The organism is Streptomyces durhamensis (assembly GCF_000725475.1).
Lineage (GTDB): Bacteria > Actinomycetota > Actinomycetes > Streptomycetales > Streptomycetaceae > Streptomyces > Streptomyces filipinensis.
In genome coordinates, this window is sequence record NZ_JNXR01000030.1 from 1 (window position 1) to 23,345 (window position 23,345).

Consider the following 23,345-nt stretch of genomic DNA (forward strand, 5'->3'; position numbering starts at 1 on the left):
GTCACCGGCGGTGTGCTGCTGCCGTTCTTCTCCTTCATGACGTTCCTCATCGCCGTCCCGACCGGCGTGAAGTTCTTCAACTGGATCGGCACCATGTGGCGCGGCAGCCTGTCCTTCGAGACGCCCATGCTGTGGGTGATGGGTTTCCTCGTCACGTTCGTCTTCGGCGGGCTGACCGGTGTCATGCTCGCCTCCCCGCCGATCGACTTCGCGACCTCCGACACCTACTTCGTGGTGGCCCACTTCCACTACGTCATCTTCGGCACGGTGGTGTTCGCGATGTTCGCCGGGTTCCACTTCTGGTGGCCCAAGTGGACCGGCAAGATGCTGGACGAGCGCCTCGGCAAAATCACCTTCTGGACGCTGTTCATCGGCTTCCACGGCACCTTCCTGGTCCAGCACTGGCTGGGCACGAACGGAATGCAGCGCCGGATTCCCGACTATCTCGCGGCCGAGGGGCTGACCACGCTCAACACGGTCTCCACGATCTTCTCGCTCCTGCTCGGCTCCTCGCTGCTCCCGTTCTTCTACAACGTCTGGAAGACGGCCAAGTACGGCGAGCCGGTCGAGAGCGACGACCCATGGGGCTACGGCCGTTCGCTGGAGTGGGCGACCTCCTGCCCGCCGCCGCGGCACAACTTCCGCACCCTGCCGCGGATCCGCAGCGAATCCCCGGCGTTCGATCTTCACCATCCCGGAGTGGAAGGCCCGCTCCCCGAGCGCGAGCTGACGACGTCATGACGTCCGTGGACGACGGCTCCCCCGACGCCCGTGCCCTCGCGCACGCGCTGGAGGGCCATCTGCTGCTCGCGGCAGCCCGCGAGGAGGGCCGCAGGGCCGCCGCGGACTTCAGCGCCCCGCTCCTGTGGCTGACAGGCGATCAGCGGGAGGAGTTGGAGCGTCGGTTCGAGGCGGAGTACCTCGCATGCGCCCGCATCTCCTGGCGACGCACCGCCGAGCGTGCCGGCGAGCTGCGGCAGGCGTACGAGAGGAGATACAGGAAGCTGCGGCAGCGTCTGCTCGCCTGGTTCCTGCTGGGCTGCGCGACGCTGACGGCGTCAGGGCTGCTCCTGAATCACCCTTCTGGGTGAACCGGCCGATCAAGCCTCGAATAAAAGCCCTCATCAGATTCGTTTTTCCTCTCCCGCCTCACGACCCTCTCCCGAGTTGCCTGCGCAACCGAGGGGCCGTGAGGCATAGTGACACGTGGCAGAAATACCCGTAGCCTTACGACGCTGGTCGTCCTGAATACGGTCAGAGCGCCGGGCTTCGATGCGACCCGTGGCACCAAAAAGGAGATCTTCATGCCCGATGCCGACCCGATGTTCTACCGCCAGCTTCTGAGCTCCCAGCTCCAGGAAGCACGCAAAAAGGCGGGGTACTCGCAGCCGGATGTGGCGCAGGAGACGGGATGGTCCTTGTCGAAAGTGATGCGCCTGGAGTCAGGAAGGGTGCGGATCTCCATGACGGACCTCAAGGCCCTGATCGGCTTCTACGGCCTTTCCGCGGAAAGCGCGGCCGAACTGCGCAGGGCCGCGGAGGAGGCCCGGCGGCAGCCCTGGTGGTACGACTACCGGTCACTGCTGTCGGAGGGCTTCCAGGCATATCTCGGCTACGAGGCTTCCGCATCGGTCATCCGGAATTTCGAAGCACTGTTCGTCCCTGGTCTGCTGCAGACCGAGGCCTACGCGCGCACCATTCTCCAGCAGTCCGTCGTACCGGAGAAGGACGACCTGCTGGATCTGCGCATGAAGCGCCAGGAACGCACGCTCGGGGAGTCCTCGACGACGGAGCTCCGCTTCCTGATCGACGAGGCCGCTCTGCGGCGGGTCGTCGGAAGCCCGGCTGTGATGAAGGCACAGCTCGATCACCTGGAGGCAGTCAGCTCACTGGACCATGTGAACGTGGGCGTCGTGCCTTTCACAAGCGGACTGTACCCGCTGCTGCGCTCGCCGTACGTGATTTTCGAGTTCGCCAAGGTCGAACAGGAAAGGGTGGTGTACCTCGAAAACCCCGACGGCAGTGTGATTCTGAACAACAAAGCGATCGTCGGTGTACAGCGCAGCGTCGAGGACTATCTCGAGGCGTTCTGGGAGGTCGAGAACCGCTACGCGAAACCAGTCGCCGTCTGGCGTGAAGATCTTACTCAGGTCAGTGTCTAGATCTCGCCCTGACTTCGGCCGCGGGACGCGCCGGATATGCGGCGCACGGAAACCAGGAAAGAACTCCACGCGAGGGAGCTCACAGCGAAACAGGGGCCGCCTTTCACCTTCGAGTCCCTGACCACAACGCGGCTACCCAAGGAGACCTCGACACAATTATCTCCGGCTGGTCCACTGGCGGAACTCTTGCGCCACACCAGCATCGGATCCGGTAAGGCCACCACTCCCCCAGTTCTGCACCGCGGCATCCTCGGTACGTTCAGGCGTCTGCCGCCAGTATGACGGCAGCGGCTATGACTGCCAAGGCTGCGAAAACACGACGACCCTTCCCTGGGACGGGAGGAGACTATGAGTAGTTGACAAAGCAACCCGGTGATCCCCCGCAATTCGGCAAGAGGTTTTTCAGCCAGGAGATGCGGGAGCTCGTTCCAGCGAGAAGGGGAGCCCTCGGTCAGCCGGCAAGCATCGTCCGAGCACTCCCCCATCGCGAAGCACCTTCGTCCACACAACTGAACCAGGAAGCCTCATGGCAGATAGTAACGCGAGTCGCGGCACCGGCCAGGCCCACGGCAGGGCAACGCACGTGGGTCCGCTGTCCGTCGAGGAGATACCCCACTCACGGGGAGGTGCCCGGTGACCCCGCCGCCTCTCCCTCCGAGCGAACTCCCGCAGCGGGTGCTTCTGGTCCTCATCTCCGTACTGGTCGGCCTGTTAACGGGTCTCGCAGCCGGCGTACTGGCCGTCCTGCTCCACGCCTCGATCCTGGATGCGGCCCAATGGGCGGGATGCACCTTCATCGCCGTCACCATGCTGCTGCTGAAGATCCGTGAACTGCTGCGCTGAGTCCCCAGGCCTGCCGTCTTCCACGCGCAACGGGCTGACGGCAGGCCACACCACCACACGTGGTCAGGCCGGGCACCACCGCTGGCCGGCCTGGCCGTTGCAGCCCCCGACGACGACCTTCGTGCCGTTGGCCGGGAGTGCCGCCATACTGGCCCTCGTGCGCGTTGCGATCATGACGGCGGGGTCCCGGGGCGATGTGGCCCCCTACACCGGACTGGGGCACCGGCTCGCCCGGGCCGGTCACGAGGTCACCCTGGTCACCCATGCCCGCTTCGAACCGCTGGTGACGGGCTCCGGCGTACGGTTCCACGCGCTGCCGCTCGATCCGCGCGCGGAGCTGGAGTCCCCGCGCGGCCGGGGTCTGCACCGCAGTGCCAGCGGCGCCGGGAAGCTGGTGCGGGTGGTGGACCTGGCGCGGCGGCTGGTCGGGCGGATGACCGAGGACCTGCTCTCGGCGGCCCGGGACGCCGAGGTGCTGCTGCTGTCCGCCTCACTGGCCCCGCTCGGGCACACGATCGCCGAGGGGCTGCGGATGCCGAGCATGGGCGTCTATCTGCAACCCCTCGCCAGCACACGCGAGTTCGCACCCGCCGTGCTCGGCGGCGGCCGGTGGGGAGGGGCGGCCAACCGGCTCGCCGGACACGGGGTGAGCCTCGCCGTGGAGCATGTGTTCGCGGCCACCGTCCCCCGGGTGCGTGAGCGGCTCGGACTGCCCCCGCTGCGCACCGCCGCGGCGCGGCGGGCCCGGGAGCGGCGGCACTGGCCGGTGCACCACGGCTTCAGCCCCCTGGTGGTGCACCGGCCCCGGGACTGGCGGCCGGGTCTCACGGTGGGCGGCTACTGGTGGCCGTACGACACGGAGACACAACTGCCGGTCCGGGTCCGGGAGTTCCTCGACGCCGGCCCGGCCCCGGTCTTCGTCGGCCTGGGCAGCGCCACCGTGCCGGACGCCGGCCGGCTCAGCGCCCAGGTGGTCGCGGCGCTGCGGCGGGCCGGGCTGCGCGGGGTGATCCAGCGCGGCTGGGGCGGCCTCGCGGCGGACGGCGACGACATGCTGACGATCGACGACGTGCCGCACGCACTGCTCTTCCCCCGGATGGCCGGCGTGGTCCATCACGCGGGTGCCGGGACGACGGCGGCGGGGCTGCGCGCCGGGGTGCCGGCCGTGCCGGTGCCGGTGCAGTTCGACGCGGGGTTCTGGTCCGCCCGGCTGGTCGCGCTGGGGGTCGCCCCCGAGGTCGTGCCGCTGCGCCGGCTGACCGTGGACGCCCTGGCCTCCGCACTGGTCCGCGCGACCCGCGAGCCGGCGTACCGGGAGCGGGCGCGCTCACTGGGCGCCCGCATCCGCGAGGAGGACGGCGCCGCACCCGTACTGGCGGCGCTGAACCGGCTCGACGGCTGACCCACCGCCCGGCGCCGAACACCGCCCGGGCCGGACTCCGGGTCCGGCGGCAGACGAGCGGCGGCGGAGCCCGGCCTCCGGGGCGACCGGTGACGAGCACCGCCGATCGGCGATGGCCGGGCCGGGCCGTGAGGTCAGGCGGTCAGGTGGTCAGGACCATCCGGAAGCGGGCCTTGCCGGCGAGCATCTTCTGGTAGGCCTCGTTCGCGTCGTCCAGCGGGGCGGTCTCCGTCATCGGGCGGATGCCGTGCAGGGCGCTGAAGGCCATGGTGTCCTCCACGTCCTGCGAGGTACCGGACGGGTGGCCGCGCACGACCCGGGCGGCCATCAGCAGCTGGGCCGGGTTGACGCCCATCGGTTCGGTGTCCGCGCCGATGACCACCAGCTCGCCGCGGGGCGCCAGACCGTCCACGGTGGCCGTGATCGCCTCGGAGTTCCCGGCCGTGGCCAGCACGACGTTCACACCGCCGAGGGACTGCAGGGCCTCGGCGACCGGGGTGCCGGAGGTGCTGTCGACGTAGTGGTGGGCGCCCAGGCGCTTGGCGAAGTCGGCCTTCTCCGGGCCCCGGGCGATTCCCACGGTCTCGAAGCCCAGCGCCACCGCGTACTGCACCCCGAGGTGACCCAGGCCGCCGAGGCCGAGCACGGCCACCCGATCGCCGGACCGGGCCGAGCTGCGCCGCAGCCCGTTGAAGACGGTCACGCCCGCGCACGCCAACGGCCCGGCGTCGCTCGCCGACAGCGCGTCGGGAATCCGGGCCAGGGCGTCGACGGGCGCGATCACCCGCTCGCCGAAGCCGCCGTCGTAGGCCCAGCCGGGGACCTTCAGCCGGGGGCACACGATGAAGTCGCCGCGCCGGCACGCCGTGCAGTGGCCACAGCTGCCGCCGAACCAGCCGACCGCGACCCGGTCGCCGACCTGCCAGCCCCACTCCTGCGCTCCCTCGCCGAGCGCCTCCACCCGCCCGGCGATCTCGTGCCCGGGGACCACCGGGAAGGTCACGCCCGGCAGCGCGGCGTTCACGAAGAGCGCGTCGCTGTGGCAGATGCCGCAGGCCTCCACGGCGATCCGCACCTGACGGGGTCCCGGCTCGGGCACCTCCCGCTCGACCAGCCCGAACGGGCCGCCCGCGGCCGTGACCTGCGCGACTCGATAGGTACTCATCTGGTTCTCCCGTCGGTGTCGGCCGGATTCCGGGACACGGGTACGACGCCCCCGCACCAGCAGACCAGCTCCCGGCCCATCGCGCGCGCCGAGCCGTCCGGAACCGCCCTGACCTGCGTCGACTGGCTCCGCAGGCCTCCGGGTCAGCCGGTCGCGGGGCGCCAGCCCGCCGGCCGGAGCATGCCCAGCAGCAGCCGCACCAGCTCGTCCACCACCTCGTCCAGCGTGGCGTCCACCCAGCCGGCGCTCCAGTCGTGCAGGAGTCCGTTGACGCTGCCGATGAAGGCCGTCGCCGCGAGCCGGTAGTCACGGGGGGCCGCCTCCCCACGCAGCACGGCCGCGTCCGCCTCCGCCCGGATCAGGTCGATCCAGCGGGCCCGGCGGGCCAGGCGCTGTTCCTCCAGGCGCGGGCTGACGCCGACGATCTCCATGAAGGTGATGCGGACGCGGCGCGGGTCGGAGGTGACGTCGTGGGCGTAGGCGTGGAAGAGCACGGAGGCCCGCTCGGCCAGCGGCAGCCCGTCCGCCGTGGCGAGGGCCTCCAGCACCGCCTGTTCCGCCCAGTCGTTGACCTCCAGGTGCAGCGCGCCGAGGACGTCCTCCAGGGTGCGGAACTCCTCGTAGAACTGGCGGGTGGACAGTCCGGCGGCCTGGCTCAGTGCGGCGATCGTCGTCCCCCGGTAGCCCGGGCTGCCGCCGAACAGTTCCAGGGCCGCGTCCAGGAAACGGCGGCGCCGCTCGGCCTGTCGTTCCTCAGCGGACCGGCCGCCGTAGCGTCCCTTCGGCGCCCTGAGCCTGCCCGTCATGCTTCCCCCCTTGTCACCCACCGGTAGCCCAATCTTGTCGTGCACACATCTTGTCGAGTAGGCCGCCCCCTCCTTACTTTTCAGTAAGTCCACTGTGAACGCGACCGTGTTCAGATTCCCCGACACTCCCCCGAGGAAAGAGAGCAGTCATGCCTGCCTCCAGAACCAGGCACCTGTGCTCCGTGGCCGCCGCGCTCGCCCTGACCGTCGCCGGCCCGGCGACCGCCGCCTCAGCCGCGGGCGGCACCGCCGAGGGCCTGCGCGAGGTGCTGTTCGTCGGCAACAACTGGGACGGCACCGCCGATGTCATCCGCTCCTCCGGCGACTTCGCGAAGGTCGGCCGGATCGACGTGGTCCCCGACAAGGCCCAGCGGCTGGCGGAGATCAACGCCGACCCGGTCAAGTGGATCTACTACACGTCCATCCGCAACGAGGTCGGCGAGGGACACGACCAGTACGCGGACGACATGTACTCCACGCCCGACGGCAGGTCCCTGGTCGTCTCCCGGCCCAGCTTCGCCGACGTCGTCTCCATCGACCTGGCCACCGACAAGGTCAACTGGCGTTTCCCGGTGGCGGGTTACCGCGCCGACCACATGGCGGTCTCACCCGACGGCACCCGGGTCGCCGTCTCGGCCTCGACCGCGAACAAGGTGCAGGTGCTGGACATCGGCACCGGCAGGGAACTGGGCGAGTTCGGCACCGGGGACAAGCCGCACGAGAACTTCTTCACCGACGGCGGCAAGTACATCTGGAACATGTCCATCGGCGAGGTCACCACCTCCCTGGACGCCCCGGGCTGGGACTGGACCAAGGGCGACCGCCACATCACCGTCGTCGACGCGGCCACGTTCAAGCAGGTCAGGACCATCGACATGCGGCAGCGGCTGGACGCGATCGGGCTGAAGGACTTCTCCGACGCGGTCCGGCCCGCCGCCTTCACGCCCGACTGGTCCAAGCTCTACTTCCAGGTGTCGTTCTTCAACGGCTTCCTGGAGTACGACGTGGCCACGGACAGGATCACCCGGGTGAAGACGCTGCCGGCGAACCCGGCGACCAACCCGGACCGCACCACCTGGCTGCTGGACTCGCGTCACCACGGCATCTCGATGAACCCCGAGGGCACCAAGCTGTGTGTCGCCGGGACCATGGACGACTACGCGACCGTGGTCGACCGGGCGTCCTTCGACGTCGGCCCGCTCGTCACCGCGTCGACGCCGTACTGGGCGACCGTGAGCGGCGACGGCAGGGACTGCGTCATCTCCGAGGCCGGTGCCGACCGGATCACGGCCATCGACTTCGCCACCGGCCGGAAGGTGCTGTCCGTGCCGGTCGGCGACCATCCGCAGCGCGTCCGGCTGGGACACGTCCCGGCCGACTGGACGGGACCGGCAGGGGGTTGAGCGCCGTACGGCCTCCCGGGTGACCCCACTCTTCCCGGGGGCCGTACGGCTTGTGCTCACCAGTGCGCCGCCACCCACCCGGCCAGTTCGGACCGGGCCGCGGCCAGGACGTCCGCCGCGGGCGCGGTGTCCCCGTCGGTCACCAGCGCGAAGTGCGGGACCCCGGAGTCCTGGTCGGTCAGCAGCAGGCGGCGGCCGCCCGTGCCGCCCGGTTCGGGGGCGACGGCGACCGGGGCGGAGGCGCCGTAGGCGGGCGGGCCGTGGACCGCGCCCAGGTCGGAGACGACGGTGGTCGAGGCGGTGGGGAAGGAGGCCGGCAGGTGCAGCTCGGTGGGCGCGGTGCCGTCGCCGGAGCGCCAGACCAGCAGCCCGTACCGGCCCGAGCCCACCAGCTTCGCCACGTTCGGCAGGGAAGGGGGCACCGGGTTCCAGGTGAGGGTCGTCGAGCCGTCGCGGGAGCGGTCCTCGTAGGTGAAGGCGAGGGCGGTGCCGGCCGTGGCGCTCGGGTAGAGGCGGTCCAGCAGCCGGGCGTCCTGGCGCAGGACGGCGTTCCCCGAGTCGTCCAGCCGTACGGCGGAGAGGTCCTCGTCGTTCCAGGCGTCGCCGGAGGTGAGCACCTTGGCGGGGTTGCCGTTCATCAGCTCGTGGTGCCGGCCGTTGTAGAGGTCCCACTGCCACTGGATGCCGGAGAGCACCGGCCCGGAGGCCTCGGGGTCGCTCCACCAGTTCGCGCCCGGCAGCCGGGAGTCGAGGGCCTGGTACATGGCCTTCAGCACGGTCGGCGCCTTGTCGGACACCGCGCCGGACAGCGGATGGCCGAACTCGCTGACCACGGCGGCGGTGCCGGCGGCCGAGGCCCGGTCGCGGACGGTGGCGAGGTCGGAGGCGTACTGGCCGTCGCCCGCCTTGCCCCACATCAGGATTCCGGAGATGGCCTTCTGGTCGTAGAAGTGCGTGTTGAAGACGTAACGCGGGCCGAGCGTGCCCGCGTCCAGCAGGCCGCCCTCCTGTTTCTGGGTGGAGATGTTGGCGTTCCAGAAGAGGTTGGGCTCCACGAAGGCGGGCTTGTCCTGCCAGCCGGCGGCGTCCATGCGGGCGCGGAACTTCTCGTAGAACGGCCACAGCAGGTCCTTCTCCCAGGTGCGGGAGGACTGTCCGGAGTCGTAGGCGCCGGCATAGGGCTCGTTGTACGGGTCGAAGCCGGCGACGTCCGCGAACTCGGCCGCGCTCAGGTGCTCCCGGAGATAGGACAGGGCGGTACCGGCGGTGGCCAGGAAGGCGTCCTGGAGGCCGTGGGCGTTGTGCCAGAAGTCGTGCTGCGCCTTCTGCACGGCCGCGTTCTGGGTGATGTTCTGTCCCCAGAAGAGACAGATGCCGCAGGATTCGGCCGGATAACTCCCGGCGACCACGGCCCACTCGGGGGCGCCGTCGCCCGTGTACCAGCTGCCGCTGTGGAACAGGTGGCGGGAGTACAGGTCCTGGTGGAAGTCCGGGAAGACGCGGATGCCCGCGTCCAGGAAAGCGCGCAACTGCTCGGTGACGGCGGCCAGGTACCCGGTGTCCACCTGGCCGCGCACGGGTTCGGCGTGGGCCCACGAGAGCAGGAAGCGGACCGTGTTCGCCCCGCCGAGGGCGCGCAGCGCGGCCGCGGACTTCTGGGCGTCGGCGACCGAGGCGAAGGGCAGGCCGCCGTGCTCCTCCAGCTTGGTCTCGCCGGAGACGTTGTAGCCGCGCAGGACGATCTCGCGCCCCTGGCCGTCGGTGAAGCGGCCGCCCTGGACGGTGAGCGGGGCGCCGTCGAACCAGAGGGAGTCGGTGGGGGCGACGGCGGGAGCGGCGGCGGCGGGCGGGAGGCCCGCCACCGCCGTGAATCCGCAGAGGGCGACGAGAACGACCAGCAGGCGCACCCGGATATTCGGCATGTCCACCACACTCCGACGAGGTCCGGGCGGCGTCAATACCACCTGACTCGCAGGTAAGTTGACTGTTGGTCAGTTCTGCCCCGTCAATCGCCCATCCTGCGTGTCACGTTGAGCAGGTACTCCTTCCGGTTCAGCGGGTTGTGGTCGGTGCGCGGCCGCTCGGGGACCGTGCCGCGGGTGACCGGGGCGTGGTGGTCGAAGGCGGTCTCCAGCTCCCCCTCGCCCCGGGTCAGACCGGGCAGCCGCTGCTCCAGCTCGTGCACCCGGGCCGCCGGCACCGTGCCCTCGAGCACGACGGCCGCGCCGCGTGCGGCGGTCGTCTCCGGTACGGCGCCCAGCCGGGCGAGCACCGGGAGCAGGGTGCCGAGCGTGTCGGCCGGAGCCTCCAGCCGGAAGCGGTGCAGGGGCTCGTGCACCAGGGTGCCGGCCCGGCGCAGCGCCTCGGTCAGGACGAGCGGGGTCAGGCCCCGGAAGTCGTAGCCGGTGCTCGACATGCTCTTGTCGAAGCCCTGGTGGGCGTGGCTCTGACGGGGCGAGTAGCCGGAGTGGGTCATGGTGACCGTGCAGTCGGGGACCCGCCAGCCGTGCAGGCCCTGACCGAGCGCCTCGCGGACGGTGTCCTCGACGGCCTTGAAGAAGGCGTACGGCATCGAGCCCAGCTCCACCTCCAGCCGGAACCGCACGCCAAAACCGGGCGGTGCGGGCTCGACACGCAGGCCGACGGTGGCCAGGAACGGGTTGTCGTCCTTCTTGTTGAACTCCACGGCATGCCCGGTGCCGACCGGCCGTTCGATGCACAGGGTCGTCGTCTCGCGGAAGGTGACGTCCAGGCCGTACTCGTCGGCGAGGGTCGCCTGGATGACCTCCTTCTGCACCTCGCCGTACAGGGACACGGAGGTCTCCCCGCGCAGGTCGTCGTGCCGGACCCCGATGAGCGGGTCCTGTTCGGCGAGCTGGGTGAGCGCGAGGTGCAGGGAGCGCCGGTCCGTGCCGGCGCCGGGGACGACGACGGTCTCCAGGGTGGGCGGCGCGAAGTGGTGCCCGTACGCCTGCCGCGGCCGGCCGAGCGCGTCGCCGATCCGGATACCGCCGAGCCCCCGCACCTTGACGATCCGCCCGGCACCGGCACTGTCCCGCCGCACGTCGCTCCCGCCGTCGAACACGCTGAGCCCGGTGACCCGCCCCACAGCCCGACACTCCGCGTGGCTTTCGGCGGCCCGGCCGCACACCCCGGCAACGGCGGCCGGACCTTGCGCACGGCCGTCCGCGGCGGGCCGCCGCTCATGGTCATCGCCGGAGCGGCCCGCCGTGGGACCGTCGGTGACCTGACCGTCGCGGGCCCTGTGCTCCCCGCGACCGCGGTCGTCCCGGCCCCGGCCTTCGGCGCCCCGGGCACGGGCGGCCTGATCCTGACCTCCGGCGCCGGTCACGGCGTCCCCCTCGCTTCCGTCCCCGAACGGGATGCGGTCGCGGATGCGCAAGGTGCCCGAGAAGATCCGGGCGTAGGCCACCTTCTCCCCTGCCGGGCCGCGTTCGACCTTGAACACCGTGGCCGACAGGGGGCCGTCCGGGTCGCCGTCGGCGGTGGGCAGCAGGCGTTCGATGCCGGCGGTCAGCTCGGGCACGCCCGCTCCGGTGATGGCGGAGCCGAAGTACACCGGATGGACCAGTGCGCGCCGGGTCTGGGCGGCCAGGGCGGCGCGCAGCCGGTCCGCGGGCACCCCGCCGCCCAGGTAGGCGGCGAGCAGGTCGTCGTCGTGGTCGGCGAGCGCCTCCAGCGCGGCCGGGCCGAGCCCGGGCACGAAGCGGGCGGCGCGGGTGCCGAGACCGGCGGCCCGCCCCATCGGGACGAGCGGTACGGCCAGCCGCTGGGCCATCCGGCGCAGTACCGCGTCCTCGCGGGCGCCGCGCCGGTCGATCTTGTTGACGAAGATCAGGGTGGGGATGCGCAGCCGGCGCAGGGTGCGCATCAGCACACGGGTCTGCGCCTGGACGCCCTCGACGGCCGAGACGACCAGGACGGCGCCGTCGAGCACTCCGAGGACCCGCTCGACCTCGGCGATGAAGTCCGGGTGGCCGGGGGTGTCGATGAGGTTGACGGTGACGCGGTCGAGCGGGAAGGAGACGACGGCGGACTTGATGGTGATACCGCGCTGCCGTTCCAGCGCGAGCGTGTCGGTGGTGGTGCTGCCGGCGTCGACGCTGCCGATCTCATCGATCACTCCGGCGGTGTGCAGCAGCCGTTCGGTCAGGCTGGTCTTACCGGCGTCGACATGGGCGAGGATTCCGAGATTGAGCAGATGCACTGAGCGTGATGTCCTTCGGCACGGGGTGGGTTCCTTCCTGGGTGGACATGCACGCAGCGCGCATCGCTGGTCCTCTCTGTGTGACGTCGGGGTACCGCGCAGTGCAGCAGACAGCGGGACCCGCGGCAATGGATTAACGCTCAACCGACACCCTCCGCAGCACTCGCCGCGACCAGAGCGCGGTCGTAGGGTGACCTACATCACGCCCGGTGGCTGATTTCCCTCGCCCGCACGGTCTGGAGGGCACATGACCCACATCTCGGTGAAGGTGGACGGCACGACGTACGAGGACGACGTGGAACCCCGTCTCCTCCTGGCCCACTACCTCCGCGACCGCCTCGGTCTGACCGGCACCCCGATCGGGTGCGACACCTCCAACTGCGGGGCGTGCACGGTCGACCTGGACGGGGCGACCGTGAAGAGCTGCTCGGTGCTCGCCGTCCAGGCGGACGGGTGCGAGGTGACGACGATCCAGGGGCTCGCCCGCGACGGCGAGTGGACGGCGCTGCAGCGCGCGTTCCACGAGAAGCACGGGCTGCAGTGCGGCTACTGCACCCCGGGCATGATCATGGCGGCGCGTGACCTGCTCCGCGAGAACCCGCACCCGGGCCCGGACGAGATCCGCAAGGCCCTGGAGGGCAACCTCTGCCGCTGCACCGGCTACCAGAACATCGTCCGCGCGGTGCTCGCCGCGTCCGCACAGCAGGACGCCTCCGGGCACCAGGTCGGCGAGGGGGTGACGGCATGACCGGCCAGGCCGTCGAAGGCGAGGTCGGCCGCTCGCGGCTGCGCAAGGAGGACGCCCGCCTGATCACCGGCCAGACCAACTGGACCGACAACATCCAGGTGGCCGGGCTGCTGCACCTGGCCGTTCTGCGCAGCCCGATGGCCCACGCCCGCATCACCCGCGTCGACGTCTCCCCCGCCCTCGAACGCCCCGGTGTCGTCGCGGCGTTCAGCGGCGCCGACCTCGCCGAGGGGCTCGGATCGCTGCCCTGCGCCTGGCCGGTGACCGAGGACATCGTGCAGCCCGACCATCCGCCGATCGCGGTCGAGGAGGTCCGCTACGCGGGCGATCCCGTGGCCGTCGTGGTGGCCCGCGACCGGTACGCCGCCGCCGACGCGCTGGAGGCGATCGAGGTCGACTACGACCCGCTGCCCCCGGTCCTCGACCTGGAGGCCGCCCTCGCCGAGGACGCCCCGCTGGTCCACTCCGACAAGGGCACCAACCGCTGCTACACCTGGCCGCTGGCCACCGGCGAGAGCTTCGACGCGGTACGGGAACGCGCCGAGGTGACGCTGAAGCGCCGCTACCACCAGCAGCGGCTGATCCCCAACGCCATGGAGCCGCGCGCGGTCGTCGTCACCCCGCTCGCCGCCTCCGGCGAGTACACGGTGTACTCGGCGACGCAGATCCCGCACATCCTGCGGATCATGCTGGCGACGGTCACCGGGATCCCCGAGCACAAGCTCCGCGTGATCGCCCCGGACGTGGGCGGCGGCTTCGGCTCCAAGCTCCAGGTGTACGGCGAGGAGGTGCTGGCGCTGGCCGTGGCGCGCAGGCTCGGCCGGCCGGTGAAGTGGACCGAGTCCCGCTCCGAGGGCTACCTCGCCACCCACCACGGCCGCGGCATGATCCAGGACATCGAGATCGCCGCCACCCGCGAGGGACGCCTGCTGGGCCTGAAGGTGGACCTCCTCGCCGACATGGGCGCCTACCTGATGCTGGTCACCCCCGGCATCCCGATCCTCGGCGCCTTCATGTACCCGGCGATCTACAAGATGGACGCCTACGCGTTCACCTGCACCGGCGTGTTCACCACCCGCACCCCCACCGACGCCTACCGCGGCGCCGGACGCCCGGAGGCCACGTTCGCCATCGAGCGGACCATGGACGAGCTGGCCGTCGAACTGGGCCTGGACCCGGTGGAGGTACGGCGCCGGAACTGGATCCGGCACGAGGAGTTCCCGTACACCACGGTCGCCGGACTGACCTACGACAGCGGCAACTACGAGGCGGCCACCGAGAAGGCGCTCGCCCTGTTCGGCTACGACGGCCTGCGCGCCGAGCAGCGCCGGCGCAACGAACGCGGCGACACCGTACGCCTCGGCATCGGCGTGTCGACCTTCACGGAGATGTGCGGGCTGGCACCGAGCCGGGTGCTGCGCGACCTGCGGTACGGGGCCGGCGGCTGGGAGGCGGCGAGCATCCGCATGCTGCCCACCGGCAAGGTCGAGGTGGTCACCGGCACCAGCCCGCACGGGCAGAGCCACGAGACCTGCTGGAGCCAGATCGCCGCCGACGTGCTCGGGGTGCCCTTCGACGACATCGAGGTGGTGCACGGCGACACCAAGGCCGCCCCGCAGGGTATGGACACCTACGGCTCACGGTCGCTGGCCGTGGGCGGCGAGGCCGTGCACCGGGCGGCGACGTCGGTCGTCGAGAAGGCCCGGAAGGTCGCCGCCCACCTGCTGGAGGCGAGCGAGCAGGACCTGGACTTCCGGGACGGGGTGTTCTCCGTCAAGGGCTCGCCGGAGGCACGCAAGACCATCCAGGAGATCGCCTTCGAGACGTTCACCAACCACGACCTGCCCGACGGCGTCGAGCCCACCATCAACGCCGAGCACGTCGTGGACCCGGAGAACTTCTCCTACCCGCACGGCACCCACCTGTGCGCGGTCGAGGTCGACACGGAGACCGGGAAGACGACGATCCGGTCGTACGTCAGCGTCGACGACGTGGGCCATGTCGTCAACCCGATGATCGTCGAGGGGCAGGTGCACGGCGGACTCGCGCAGGGCATCGCGCAGGCACTCTACGAGGAGGCCGTGTACGACGCCGAGGGCAACCTCGTCTCCGGCACCATGGCCGACTACCTCGTACCGTCAGCGGCCGACCTGCCGGAGTTCACGACCGACCGGACCGAGACACCGGCGGCCTCGAACGCCCTCGGGGTCAAGGGAGTCGGGGAGGCCGGCACGATCGCCTCGACACCCGCCGTGGTCAACGCCGTCGTGGACGCGCTCAGGCCCCTGGGCGTGCGGGACGTACGGATGCCGTGCTCGCCGCACCGGGTGTGGCAGGCCATCCAGGAGGCACGGTCCGGCGGGGCCACCGCGGCCGGCGGGACCGGCGGCACCGGTCCGGCCCAGTCCGGGCAGTCCGGCCAGGCCGCGCAGTCCGGCGAGCTGGGCCAGTACGGCCAGCCGGGTGAGGAGGGTTCGGCATGATTCCCCCCGCGTTCGAGTACACCCGCCCCACGAGCGTGGACGAGGCGGTCCGCGCGCTCGCCGACGCGGGCGAGGAGGCGAAGGTGCTGGCCGGCGGGCAGAGCCTGCTGCCGCTGCTGCGGCTGCGGCTGGCCTTCCCGGAACTGGTCGTGGACGTCGGCCGGATCCCCGAACTGCGCGGGGTCCGCGAGGACGGTGACGCGCTCGTCATCGGCGCGCTGACCACGCACCACGAGGTGGTCCACGACCCGCTGGTACGCGCGCACGCCGGGCTGCTGGCGCAGGCCACGGCCACGGTGGCCGACCCGGCCGTACGGCACCGGGGCACCCTCGGCGGCTCACTGGCCCACGCCGACCCGGCCGGGGACCTGCCCGCCGTGGCGCTGGCCCTGGACGCCGAGCTGGTCGTGGCCGGCCCGGGCGGGCGGCGCACGATCCCGGCCCGCGAGTTCTTCGTCGACTACCTCCAGTCCGCGCTCGCACCCGACGAACTGCTGACGGAGGTGCGGATCCCGAAGCGGGACGGCTGGGGCTTCCACTACGAGAAGTTCCACCCCGTCGCCCAGTCCTGGGCCATCGTCGGCGTCGCCGCGCTGGTCCGGTGTGCCGACGGGAGCGTCGCCGAGGCCCGCATCGGGCTGACCAACATGGGCGCGACCCCACTGCGGGCCACCACGGCCGAACGGGAGCTGGCCGGTGCCGACGGCTCCGCGGCCGTGGCCCGGGCCGCCGAGGCGGCGGCCGAGGGCACCCGGCCGTCGCAGGACCTGTCCGCCTCGCCCGAATACCGGCAGCACCTGGCACGGGTGCTGACCAGGCGGGCGGTGCTGACAGCGACCGGAATGGGGTGAGCGCCCATTCCCCGGATGGACGACCCGGAGCAGGTGCGGGCCCGCCTGGAGGAGACGGGGTACCTCGTCGACGAAGGGCTGGCCGTCACCTGCTTCCTGGCCCTGAGACTGCACCGGCCGCTGTTCTGCGAGGGCGACGCGGGCGTGGGCAAGACCGCGCTCGCCGCCGCCCTCGCCGAGGCGCTCGGCGCGCCGCTCATCCGGCTCCAGTGCCACGAGGGCATCGACGCCTCGCAGGCCCTGTACGACTGGGACTTCCCGCGGCAGCTGCTGCATCTGAGAGCGGCCGAGGCGGCCGGGGTGACGGACGCGGACCGGCTGGAGAGCGAGCTGTACGACCGGCGCTTCCTGATCGCACGGCCGTTGCTGCGGGCCCTGCAGACCCAGCCGTCGGTGCTGCTGGTCGACGAGATCGACCGGGCCGACGACGAGTTCGAGGCGTTCCTGCTGGAGCTGCTGTCCGAGTACTCGGTCACCATCCCGGAGCTGGGCACGCTGCGCGCCGAGGATCCGCCGGTCGCCGTCCTGACCTCCAACCGCACCCGCGAGGTGCACGACGCGCTGAAGCGGCGGTGCCTCTACCACTGGTTCGACCATCCCTCCTTCGCCCGCGAACTGGCCATCGTGCGGCGCCGGTTGCCCGGGGTGTCGGCGCGGCTGGCCGAGCAGGTCACGGCGCTGGTGCAGGCGCTGCGGGGCGCGGACCTGCTGAAACCGCCGGGTGTCGCCGAGACGCTGGACTGGGCCGAGGCCCTGGACGCGCTGGGGGCGAGCGAGGTGGACGCGGAGCTGGCGGTGGCCACACTGGGCTCGGTGCTGAAGTACCGGGAGGACACGGACCGGGCGCGGGGGCTCGATCTCGCGGCGGTCCTCGCGGCCCGGGGCGGGTGAGGGCGGTGACCACGACCGGGAGCGGCGCGAACCCGCCGCCCGCAGCGGACGCCGGGTCCTTCGGCACGCACTCACGACGGGAGCCCGGCCCCGCGGAGCTGCTGGGGTCGGACACCGCTCGGGAGAAGACGGCCGCCGAACGACTCGACCCGGCCGGCCACGGCCCGGGTCCGGACGCGGGACGATCAGCACGCCGGAAGCCAACCGCCGACCCACCGGGGGCGGACGCCGGACGGCCCGGCCCAGACGCCGACCGGAACGAGACAGACACTGGCCCACCCCAGGCAGACACCGAACGGCCCGGGGCAAACCCTGGCCCACCCGAGGCGGATCCTCACCCGCCCGCGGCAGACACCCGACGGCCCGAAGACGACACCAAGTGGAACCAGACGGACGCCGACCCGTCCGGGGCCGGCACCGAACAGCGCAAGACGTACGCCGGACCACACGAGACAGGCCCCCACCCGCTCACCGCGGACACCGGGCGGCAGGAGGCGGATGCCGACCCACCCGGACCACACGCCGGACAGCACGAGACGGACGCCGGACCACCAGGAGCAGGCGCAGGCGCGGGCCCGCCCGGAGCAGATGCCGAACCGCACGGGAGAGGCGCCGGGCGGCTGGGGGTGGGTGGGGAGCCGCTCGGGGCGGATGCCGTGCTGCTCGGGTTTGTGCGGGCGCTGCGGGCGGCGGGCGTCGACGCGAGCAGCGAGCGTCTGTACGCGTTCCTGCGCGCCGTGAGCGCCCTGCGGCCCGGGATGCGCGCGGACGTGTACTGGGCGGGGCGGGCCACCCTGTGCGGCGGGCACGACGATCTGGAGCGGTACGAGCGGGTGTTCGCCGCGTACTTCGGGCCCTCCGGCGGGCGCGCCGCGCGCCCGGTGCGCGCCGCTCCCCCGCCCCGGCTGCGGCTCGTCGCCCGGCAGGCACCCCACGGCCCGTCGGCGCCGGGCGAGGGGGAGCCGGCGGGACCGCCGGTCGCCGCGCTCGCGAGCCCGGCCGAAGTCCTGCGGCACCGTGACGTCGGTGAGCTGGACGCCGCCGAGCGTGCCCAACTGCGGCGTCTGCTGGCCGCGTTCGCGCTGCACGGGCAGACCCGGCGCTCGGCGCGGCGCAGGCCGGCCCGGCGCGGCGAGGTCGATCCGCGCCGTACCGTAAGGGAGTTGCTGCGACGGGGCGGGGAGCCGGCCCGGTTGCGGCGGCACACGCGGGTGGAGCGGCCCCGCCGGGTGGTGCTGCTCGTCGACGTGAGCGGCTCGATGGCGCCGTACGCCGACGCGTTGCTGCGGTTCGCACACGCGGCGGTGCGCGCGGGCCGCACGGAGGTGTTCACCGTCGGCACGCGGCTGACCCGGGTGACCCGCGAACTCTCGCACCGCGACCCCGACCTGGCGATGGCGGCCGTCGCGGCCGCCGTGCCCGACTGGCGCGGCGGTACCCGGCTGGGCGAGCTGGTGCGCGAGTTCCTGAACCGCTGGGGGCAGCGCGGGATGGCCCGCGGGGCGATCGTCGTGCTGCTCTCGGACGGCTGGGAGCGCGGCGATCCGGAGCTGCTGGGGCAGCAGATGCGCCGCCTGCACGCCCTGGCGCACCAGGTGGTGTGGGCGAACCCCCGTAAGGCCCGCCCGGGTTACGCCCCGCTGGCCGCGGGGATGGCGGCGGCGCTGCCGAGCGTGGACGCCTTCGTCGAGGGGCACAGTCTGGCGGCGCTGGAGCGGCTCGCGGCGGTGGTGCGCGGCGCCCGGGCCGGTGCCGGGCCGGTGAGAGGAGTGGATGGTGCGTGAGATCCTGCCGGCGCTGGCGCGCTGGCATGCGGCCGGTGTTCCGTTCGGGCTGGCCACGGTCGTCGCGGTCAGCCGCAGCGCGCCGCGCGGACCGGGTGCCGCCATGGCGGTGGGCCCCGACGACGAGGTCGTGGGGAGCGTGTCCGGGGGCTGTGTCGAGGGCGCGGTGTTCGAACTCGCCCAGGAGGTGGTGGCGAGCGGGGAGCCCCGCCTCCAGACGTTCGGGTACAGCGACGAGGACGCGTTCGCGGTCGGGCTCACCTGCGGCGGCGAGATCACCCTGCTGGTACGGCCCGTGACGCCCGAGTCGGACCCGGCGTTCGGGGCGGTCGCCGCGTCGGTCGCCGCGGGCGGGCCGGTGACCGTGGCCACGGTGGTGGACGGGCCGGCGCCGCGCGGCGCCACGCTCGCGGTCTGGCCGGACCGTGCGGCGGGCACGCTCGGCGCGAGCGGCCTGGATGTCGCCGTCACCGCCGACGCACGCGGCGAACTCGCGGTCGGCGCCTCGCTCCTGCGGCACTACGGTCCGCGCGGTGAGCGCCGCGAGGACGCCGTGACCGTGTTCCTGCAGTCGTTCGCGCCACCGCCGCGCATGCTGGTGTTCGGCGCGATCGACTACGCGGCCGCGGTCGCGCGCATCGGCGACTTCCTCGGCTACCGGGTCACCGTGTGCGACGCCCGCCCCGTCTTCGCCACACCCAAGCGCTTCCCGGCGGGCGTCGAGGTCGTGGTCGACTGGCCGCACCGCTATCTCGCGGGCACGAGCACCGACGACCGTACGGTGATCTGCGTCCTCACCCACGACCCGAAGTTCGACGTGCCGCTGCTGGAGGAGGCGCTGCGCCGCCCGGCCGCCTACATCGGGGCGATGGGCAGCCGCCATACCCACGAGGAGCGCCGCGAACGGCTCTCGGAGGCAGGTCTGACCGAGGCCGAGCTGTCCCGGCTGCGCTCGCCGCTCGGGCTCGACCTCGGGGCCCGTACGCCCGAGGAGGTCGCCGTGTCCGTCGCCGCCGAGATCGTCGCCCTGCGCTGGGGCGGCAGCGGCGCGCCCCTGACGACGACCGCCGGGGCGATCCACCCGACTCCCGTCTGACGCGTCCGGTCAGGCGCGTCCTGAAGGAGCACGCCATGGAGCTGCACCACGAGTTCACCGTCCCCGTCCCGGTCGACGACGCCTGGCACGCGCTTCTCGACATCGAACGGGTCGCGCCCTGTCTGCCGGGCGCGGTGGTGGAGGACTACGACGGCAAGACCGTGACCGGCTCGGTGAAGGTCCGGGTCGGCCCGGTCACCGTCGCCTACCGGGGCACGGCGGTCTTCGAGGAACAGGACGCGGCGGCGCACCGGATGGTGCTCGTGGCGAGCGGCCGGGAGACCCGGGGGCAGGGCACGGCCCGCGCGACGGTCACCGGCACGCTGACCGCACGCGACAGCGGGACGGCGGTGTCGGTGCGGACCGACCTGACGGTGACCGGCCGCCCGGCGCAGTTCGGGCGGGGCGTGCTGGCCGAGGTGGGCGACCGCCTGGTGAGCCAGTTCGCCGCCTGCCTGGCGGACCGGCTGGCCGAGCAGGCACCGGCACCGGCCGCCGCGGAGGAGCAGCCGCGGGAGCGGGCGGAGACCGAGCCGGAACCGCTCGACCTCCTGCGCACGGCGGGGCTGCCGGTGGCCAAGCGGGCGGCGGGCCTGGCCGCAGCGGTGGCCGCGCTGGCGTGGGCGGCGAGGCGGCTCCTACGGGGCCGCCGGCACAGGCACGCCGCTCGGCGCCGGTGACGGCAGCGCCCCTGGGGGCGCGGGACGGTGCCGGGGTGGCGGCTGCGCCGCGTGGGCGCGACCGGCCGCAGTCGGTCCCGCCGACGGCCGCTTCGGGGCGGACCGGTAGGGGGTGTCGTTTGGATCAGGCCGGCCGTGACGAACGGTACGGACCGGACCCCGCGACGCCGGGATGATCCAAAGGACCCCCTAGGCGTCCCGCCGGCTGCCGGGCAACGCCCCCGGCAACAGGGCCAGGGCAAGGACCGCGGCGGCCACGTACAGCGCGGCGGAGCCGAGGGCCACCGCGTGGAAGCCGGAGAGGGACCGGTGCTGGTCCGCCGGCGGGCCGGCCATCGCCCCGGCGGCCGCGATGCCGACCGCCCCGCCGGTCTGCCGTGCGGTGTTGTTGACGGCGCGGTCCCGCTCACCCGGCACGGCGGCGATGGCTGCGGCCACCACGGCCGGGGTGAGCAGCCCGACGCCCCGCCCCCGCAGCAGGGAACGCGGGGAAGAGCAGGGCGAGGCCGGAGTGGGCCGTGGCCCGGGTCAGCAGGGCGAGCACGGTGTACGGGGAACCGGCGCGGGAGGCGGGCCGCACCGCGCTCCGCAGGAGGGTTGCCGGTGTGTGAGCCCTACCCCCACGGGTACCACCCGGCACGGACAATCCCCCGGGTGCGCTACTCGGGGTCCTGGGCCAGGCGAGCGTGGACATGCTGGTCGTGCCAGCCGTCGGCGTGCAACAGGGCGCTGCGCTGGGTGCCCTCGGCGGTGTACCCGGCCTTCTCGGCCACCCGGCAGGAGGCGGGGTTGGCCGTCGAGTGGCACAGGACGAGCCGGTGCAGGCCCAGGTCGTCCAGGGCCCAGCGGCTGAGCCTCCGGGTCGCCGCGACCGCGACGCCGCCGCCGCGGGCGCCGGGCAGCACCCAGTAGACGACCTCGGCGGTGCCGCCCGCCAGGTCGACGTCGTTGAGACCGGCGAGCCCGACGGCCGCGCCGCCGAGCGGGGCGACGGCCCAGATCACCCCGGTCTCGGCCCGACGGCGCGCGTGCAGCCGCTCGATCCGGGCGCGGGCCTCGGCACGGCTGCCGACGGAGAAGAGGTTCCAGTGGCTGATCGCCGGGTCCTGCCCCGCGGTGTGCAGGGCGTCGGCGTCGGCGTCGTCGAGGCGCCAGGGCCGCAGTTCCAGGCCGCCGGGCAGTGCCAGCACGGGCTGCGTGCCGGCGGCGAGCCGGCCGGCGGGCACGACGTCGGGTATGCCGGGGCTGGTGGTCACCCGGTGATCATGTCATGGGCCACTACCGCTGCGGGAGCCGGTGCAGGGTCACCTCGGTGAGCGTGCCGCCGCTGAGGTGCGCGGTCAGGTAGGTGCAGTGGGGCTGGCGGCGCCGGTCGGTGGGTGATCCGGGGTTGAGCAGGCGCAGGCCGGTCGGGGCGGTGGTGTCCCAGGGGATGTGGCTGTGGCCGAAGACCAGGACGTCGAGGTCGGGGAAGCGGGCGGCGCAGCGGGCCTCGCGGCCCTGGGCGGGGCCGGTCTCGTGCACGACGCCGAAGCGCAGCCCGTCCAGTTCGGCGTACGCCACCTCGGGGAGCCGGGCGCGCAGCTCGGGGCCGTCGTTGTTGCCGTGGACCGCGATGAGCCGGCGGCTGCGGCTCTCCAGCAGGTCGAGGGTGGCGGTGTCGACCCAGTCCCCGGCGTGGAACACGACGTCCGCGCGCGGGAGTTCGGCCAGCAGCGGCTCGGGGAGCCGCTTGGCGCGCTTGGGCAGATGCGTGTCGGACATGAGCAGCAGACGCACCTGGCCAGCCTAGGCCGTCCGGGAGGTCAGCCGGCGCAGGCCGCCGACCGCGCCGAGTACGGCGGCGCCGGCGCCGAGGGCGGTGGCGGCGGGGTGCCGGGCCAGGGTTTCCTGCCAGGAGCGGGCGTGGGCGCTGTCGTCGAAGGAGCCGTGGGCGCCCTGGTCCTCGGACGGCTCGCTGTCCACCGGTTCGAAAAGGTTGTCCAGGCCGGCCGGCGGGATGCGGTCGGTCTGCTGGGAGTCGAAGCCGGTGCGGGCCAGGTAGCGGTCGAGCAGGGCCGGGACGAGCCGGTTGGCCCAGATGGTGGCCACGGTGCTGGCGCCGACGTAGTACTGCTTGCGGCGCGGGTGATCGGCCGCGTACAGCACCCCACGCGCGGCGACCTCCGGCTGGTAGATCGGCGGGACCGGCATGGGGTGTGCGGACAGCCGGGAGCGCACCCATTCGAACTGGGGCGTGTTGACGGCGGGCATCTGGACGGTGGTGACGTGGACGTTGCTGCCGCGGTGCAGCAGCTCCGTGCGCAGCGAGGAGGTGAAGCCGTTGATGGCGTGCTTGGCGCCGCAGTACGCCGACTGCAGCGGGATGGACCGCTCCCCGAGCGCGGAGCCGACCTGCACGATCGTGCCGCGGTCGCGGGGCAGCATGCGCTTGAGGGCGGAGCGGGTTCCGTTGACGAAGCCGAGGTAGGTGACGTCGGTGATCCGCCGGAATTCCTCTGGGGTGATCTCGTCGAACGGCGCGAACACCGACGAGAAGGCGCAGTTGATCCAGATGTCGATGGGGCCGAACTCCTTCTCGGCGGCCTCGGCGACGGCCTCCACCCGGGCCGCGTCGGTCACGTCGGCCGGCCGCACGAGGGGGCGTCCGCCGAGCGCCGCGACCTCGTCGGCCGCCGCCGCCAGGCCGCCCTCGCCGCGGGCGACCAGCACGACGTTCGCGCCGCGCCGGGCGTACAGGCGGGCCGTGGCACGGCCGATTCCGGCGCTGGCGCCGGTGATGACGACGGTGGGGGGCATGTTC

Annotated in this window: 22 protein-coding genes; 13 read left to right on the forward strand and 9 right to left on the reverse strand. The window is 72.8% G+C overall.

The window, feature by feature from the left end:
* The 3 genes from IO33_RS0133890 to IO33_RS0133900 form a co-directional block, all read left to right on the forward strand.
* Nucleotides 1–741 (forward strand): cytochrome c oxidase subunit I (locus IO33_RS0133890; RefSeq protein WP_037686673.1); only part of this gene is annotated, 741 nt, incomplete at its 5' end.
* The gene (locus IO33_RS0133895) at nucleotides 738–1,091 is read left to right on the forward strand and encodes a hypothetical protein (RefSeq protein ID WP_031172208.1); all 354 of its coding nucleotides are present in this window, start codon (nucleotides 738–740) and stop codon (nucleotides 1,089–1,091) included. The genes IO33_RS0133890 and IO33_RS0133895, both read left to right, overlap by 4 nt.
* Before the next feature lie 213 nt (nucleotides 1,092–1,304).
* Nucleotides 1,305–2,162, forward strand: a complete 858-nt coding sequence (locus tag IO33_RS0133900) for a helix-turn-helix domain-containing protein (protein WP_031172210.1) — start codon at nucleotides 1,305–1,307, stop codon at nucleotides 2,160–2,162.
* Here IO33_RS0133900 and IO33_RS53850 read toward each other — a convergent pair.
* On the reverse strand, nucleotides 2,159–2,647 hold the full coding sequence (locus IO33_RS53850; RefSeq protein ID WP_342448373.1) for a DUF397 domain-containing protein: 489 nt from the start codon (nucleotides 2,645–2,647) through the stop codon (nucleotides 2,159–2,161). The two genes, IO33_RS0133900 and IO33_RS53850, sit on opposite strands and share 4 nt — an antisense overlap.
* Before the next feature lie 148 nt (nucleotides 2,648–2,795).
* Between IO33_RS53850 and IO33_RS0133905 the strand changes: the two genes are divergently transcribed.
* On the forward strand, nucleotides 2,796–3,005 hold the full coding sequence (locus IO33_RS0133905; RefSeq protein ID WP_031172212.1) for a hypothetical protein: 210 nt from the start codon (nucleotides 2,796–2,798) through the stop codon (nucleotides 3,003–3,005).
* 172 nt (nucleotides 3,006–3,177) lie between these two features.
* The gene (locus tag IO33_RS0133915; RefSeq protein ID WP_031172214.1) at nucleotides 3,178–4,407 is read left to right on the forward strand and encodes a glycosyltransferase; all 1,230 of its coding nucleotides are present in this window, start codon (nucleotides 3,178–3,180) and stop codon (nucleotides 4,405–4,407) included.
* A 142-nt stretch (nucleotides 4,408–4,549) separates the two neighbouring features.
* On the opposite strand, the gene IO33_RS0133920 is transcribed toward IO33_RS0133915, so the two are convergent.
* Entirely contained in the window at nucleotides 4,550–5,572 is a 1,023-nt protein-coding gene (locus IO33_RS0133920) for an alcohol dehydrogenase (protein ID WP_031172215.1), read from the reverse strand.
* Between the two features lie 143 nt (nucleotides 5,573–5,715).
* Nucleotides 5,716–6,378 (reverse strand): TetR/AcrR family transcriptional regulator, encoded by a 663-nt coding sequence (locus IO33_RS0133925; protein ID WP_031172218.1) that lies wholly within the window; start codon nucleotides 6,376–6,378, stop codon nucleotides 5,716–5,718.
* Nucleotides 6,379–6,527: 149 nt separating this feature from the next.
* Here IO33_RS0133925 and IO33_RS0133930 point away from each other — a divergent pair, with 149 nt between their 5' ends.
* Complete coding sequence (locus tag IO33_RS0133930; protein WP_031172220.1) at nucleotides 6,528–7,781, forward strand: YncE family protein; 1,254 nt, start codon at nucleotides 6,528–6,530, stop codon at nucleotides 7,779–7,781.
* A gap of 56 nt (nucleotides 7,782–7,837) precedes the next feature.
* Here IO33_RS0133930 and IO33_RS0133935 read toward each other — a convergent pair whose 3' ends face one another.
* Nucleotides 7,838–9,703, reverse strand: coding sequence for a cellulase family glycosylhydrolase (locus IO33_RS0133935; RefSeq protein ID WP_037686692.1), 1,866 nt, complete (start codon nucleotides 9,701–9,703; stop codon nucleotides 7,838–7,840).
* 83 nt (nucleotides 9,704–9,786) lie between these two features.
* Nucleotides 9,787–12,009 (reverse strand): elongation factor G, encoded by a 2,223-nt coding sequence (locus tag IO33_RS48135; protein ID WP_031172224.1) that lies wholly within the window; start codon nucleotides 12,007–12,009, stop codon nucleotides 9,787–9,789.
* Nucleotides 12,010–12,256: 247 nt separating this feature from the next.
* Here IO33_RS48135 and IO33_RS0133945 point away from each other — a divergent pair, with 247 nt between their 5' ends.
* The 7 genes from IO33_RS0133945 (at nucleotide 12,257) to IO33_RS0133975 (ending at nucleotide 20,542) form a co-directional block, all read left to right on the forward strand.
* Complete coding sequence (locus IO33_RS0133945) at nucleotides 12,257–12,757, forward strand: (2Fe-2S)-binding protein (protein WP_031172227.1); 501 nt, start codon at nucleotides 12,257–12,259, stop codon at nucleotides 12,755–12,757.
* Entirely contained in the window at nucleotides 12,754–15,240 is a 2,487-nt protein-coding gene (locus IO33_RS0133950; RefSeq protein WP_031172228.1) for a xanthine dehydrogenase family protein molybdopterin-binding subunit, read from the forward strand. The genes IO33_RS0133945 and IO33_RS0133950 overlap by 4 nt, the downstream gene beginning before the upstream one ends.
* Nucleotides 15,237–16,091: an FAD binding domain-containing protein gene (locus IO33_RS0133955; protein ID WP_031172230.1), complete on the forward strand. Its 855-nt coding sequence runs from the start codon at nucleotides 15,237–15,239 to the stop codon at nucleotides 16,089–16,091. Before IO33_RS0133950 ends, IO33_RS0133955 begins: the two co-directional genes overlap by 4 nt.
* A gap of 15 nt (nucleotides 16,092–16,106) precedes the next feature.
* Complete coding sequence (locus IO33_RS0133960; RefSeq protein WP_051927123.1) at nucleotides 16,107–16,982, forward strand: AAA family ATPase; 876 nt, start codon at nucleotides 16,107–16,109, stop codon at nucleotides 16,980–16,982.
* A 656-nt stretch (nucleotides 16,983–17,638) separates the two neighbouring features.
* Nucleotides 17,639–18,766 carry a vWA domain-containing protein gene (locus tag IO33_RS0133965; protein WP_245235946.1) on the forward strand — a complete coding sequence of 376 codons (1,128 nt, stop codon included), beginning with the start codon at nucleotides 17,639–17,641 and terminating at the stop codon, nucleotides 18,764–18,766.
* Complete coding sequence (locus tag IO33_RS0133970; RefSeq protein ID WP_031172235.1) at nucleotides 18,759–19,862, forward strand: XdhC family protein; 1,104 nt, start codon at nucleotides 18,759–18,761, stop codon at nucleotides 19,860–19,862. The genes IO33_RS0133965 and IO33_RS0133970 overlap by 8 nt, the downstream gene beginning before the upstream one ends.
* 35 nt (nucleotides 19,863–19,897) lie before the next feature.
* Nucleotides 19,898–20,542, forward strand: a complete 645-nt coding sequence (locus IO33_RS0133975; protein WP_031172236.1) for an SRPBCC family protein — start codon at nucleotides 19,898–19,900, stop codon at nucleotides 20,540–20,542.
* A gap of 189 nt (nucleotides 20,543–20,731) precedes the next feature.
* Here IO33_RS0133975 and IO33_RS0133980 read toward each other — a convergent pair whose 3' ends face one another.
* From IO33_RS0133980 to IO33_RS0133995, 4 genes are all read right to left on the reverse strand, one after another.
* Nucleotides 20,732–20,980 carry a hypothetical protein gene (locus IO33_RS0133980; protein WP_157857952.1) on the reverse strand — a complete coding sequence of 83 codons (249 nt, stop codon included), beginning with the start codon at nucleotides 20,978–20,980 and terminating at the stop codon, nucleotides 20,732–20,734.
* A 221-nt stretch (nucleotides 20,981–21,201) separates the two neighbouring features.
* A complete protein-coding gene (locus tag IO33_RS0133985; RefSeq protein ID WP_031172240.1) occupies nucleotides 21,202–21,798 on the reverse strand; it encodes a GNAT family N-acetyltransferase in 597 nt (198 codons plus the stop codon).
* Between the two features lie 22 nt (nucleotides 21,799–21,820).
* The gene (locus IO33_RS0133990) at nucleotides 21,821–22,321 is read right to left on the reverse strand and encodes a metallophosphoesterase family protein (protein WP_031172242.1); all 501 of its coding nucleotides are present in this window, start codon (nucleotides 22,319–22,321) and stop codon (nucleotides 21,821–21,823) included.
* A gap of 9 nt (nucleotides 22,322–22,330) precedes the next feature.
* The gene (locus tag IO33_RS0133995) at nucleotides 22,331–23,341 is read right to left on the reverse strand and encodes an SDR family oxidoreductase (protein WP_037686677.1); all 1,011 of its coding nucleotides are present in this window, start codon (nucleotides 23,339–23,341) and stop codon (nucleotides 22,331–22,333) included.
* Between the last annotated feature and the right edge of the window lie 4 nt (nucleotides 23,342–23,345).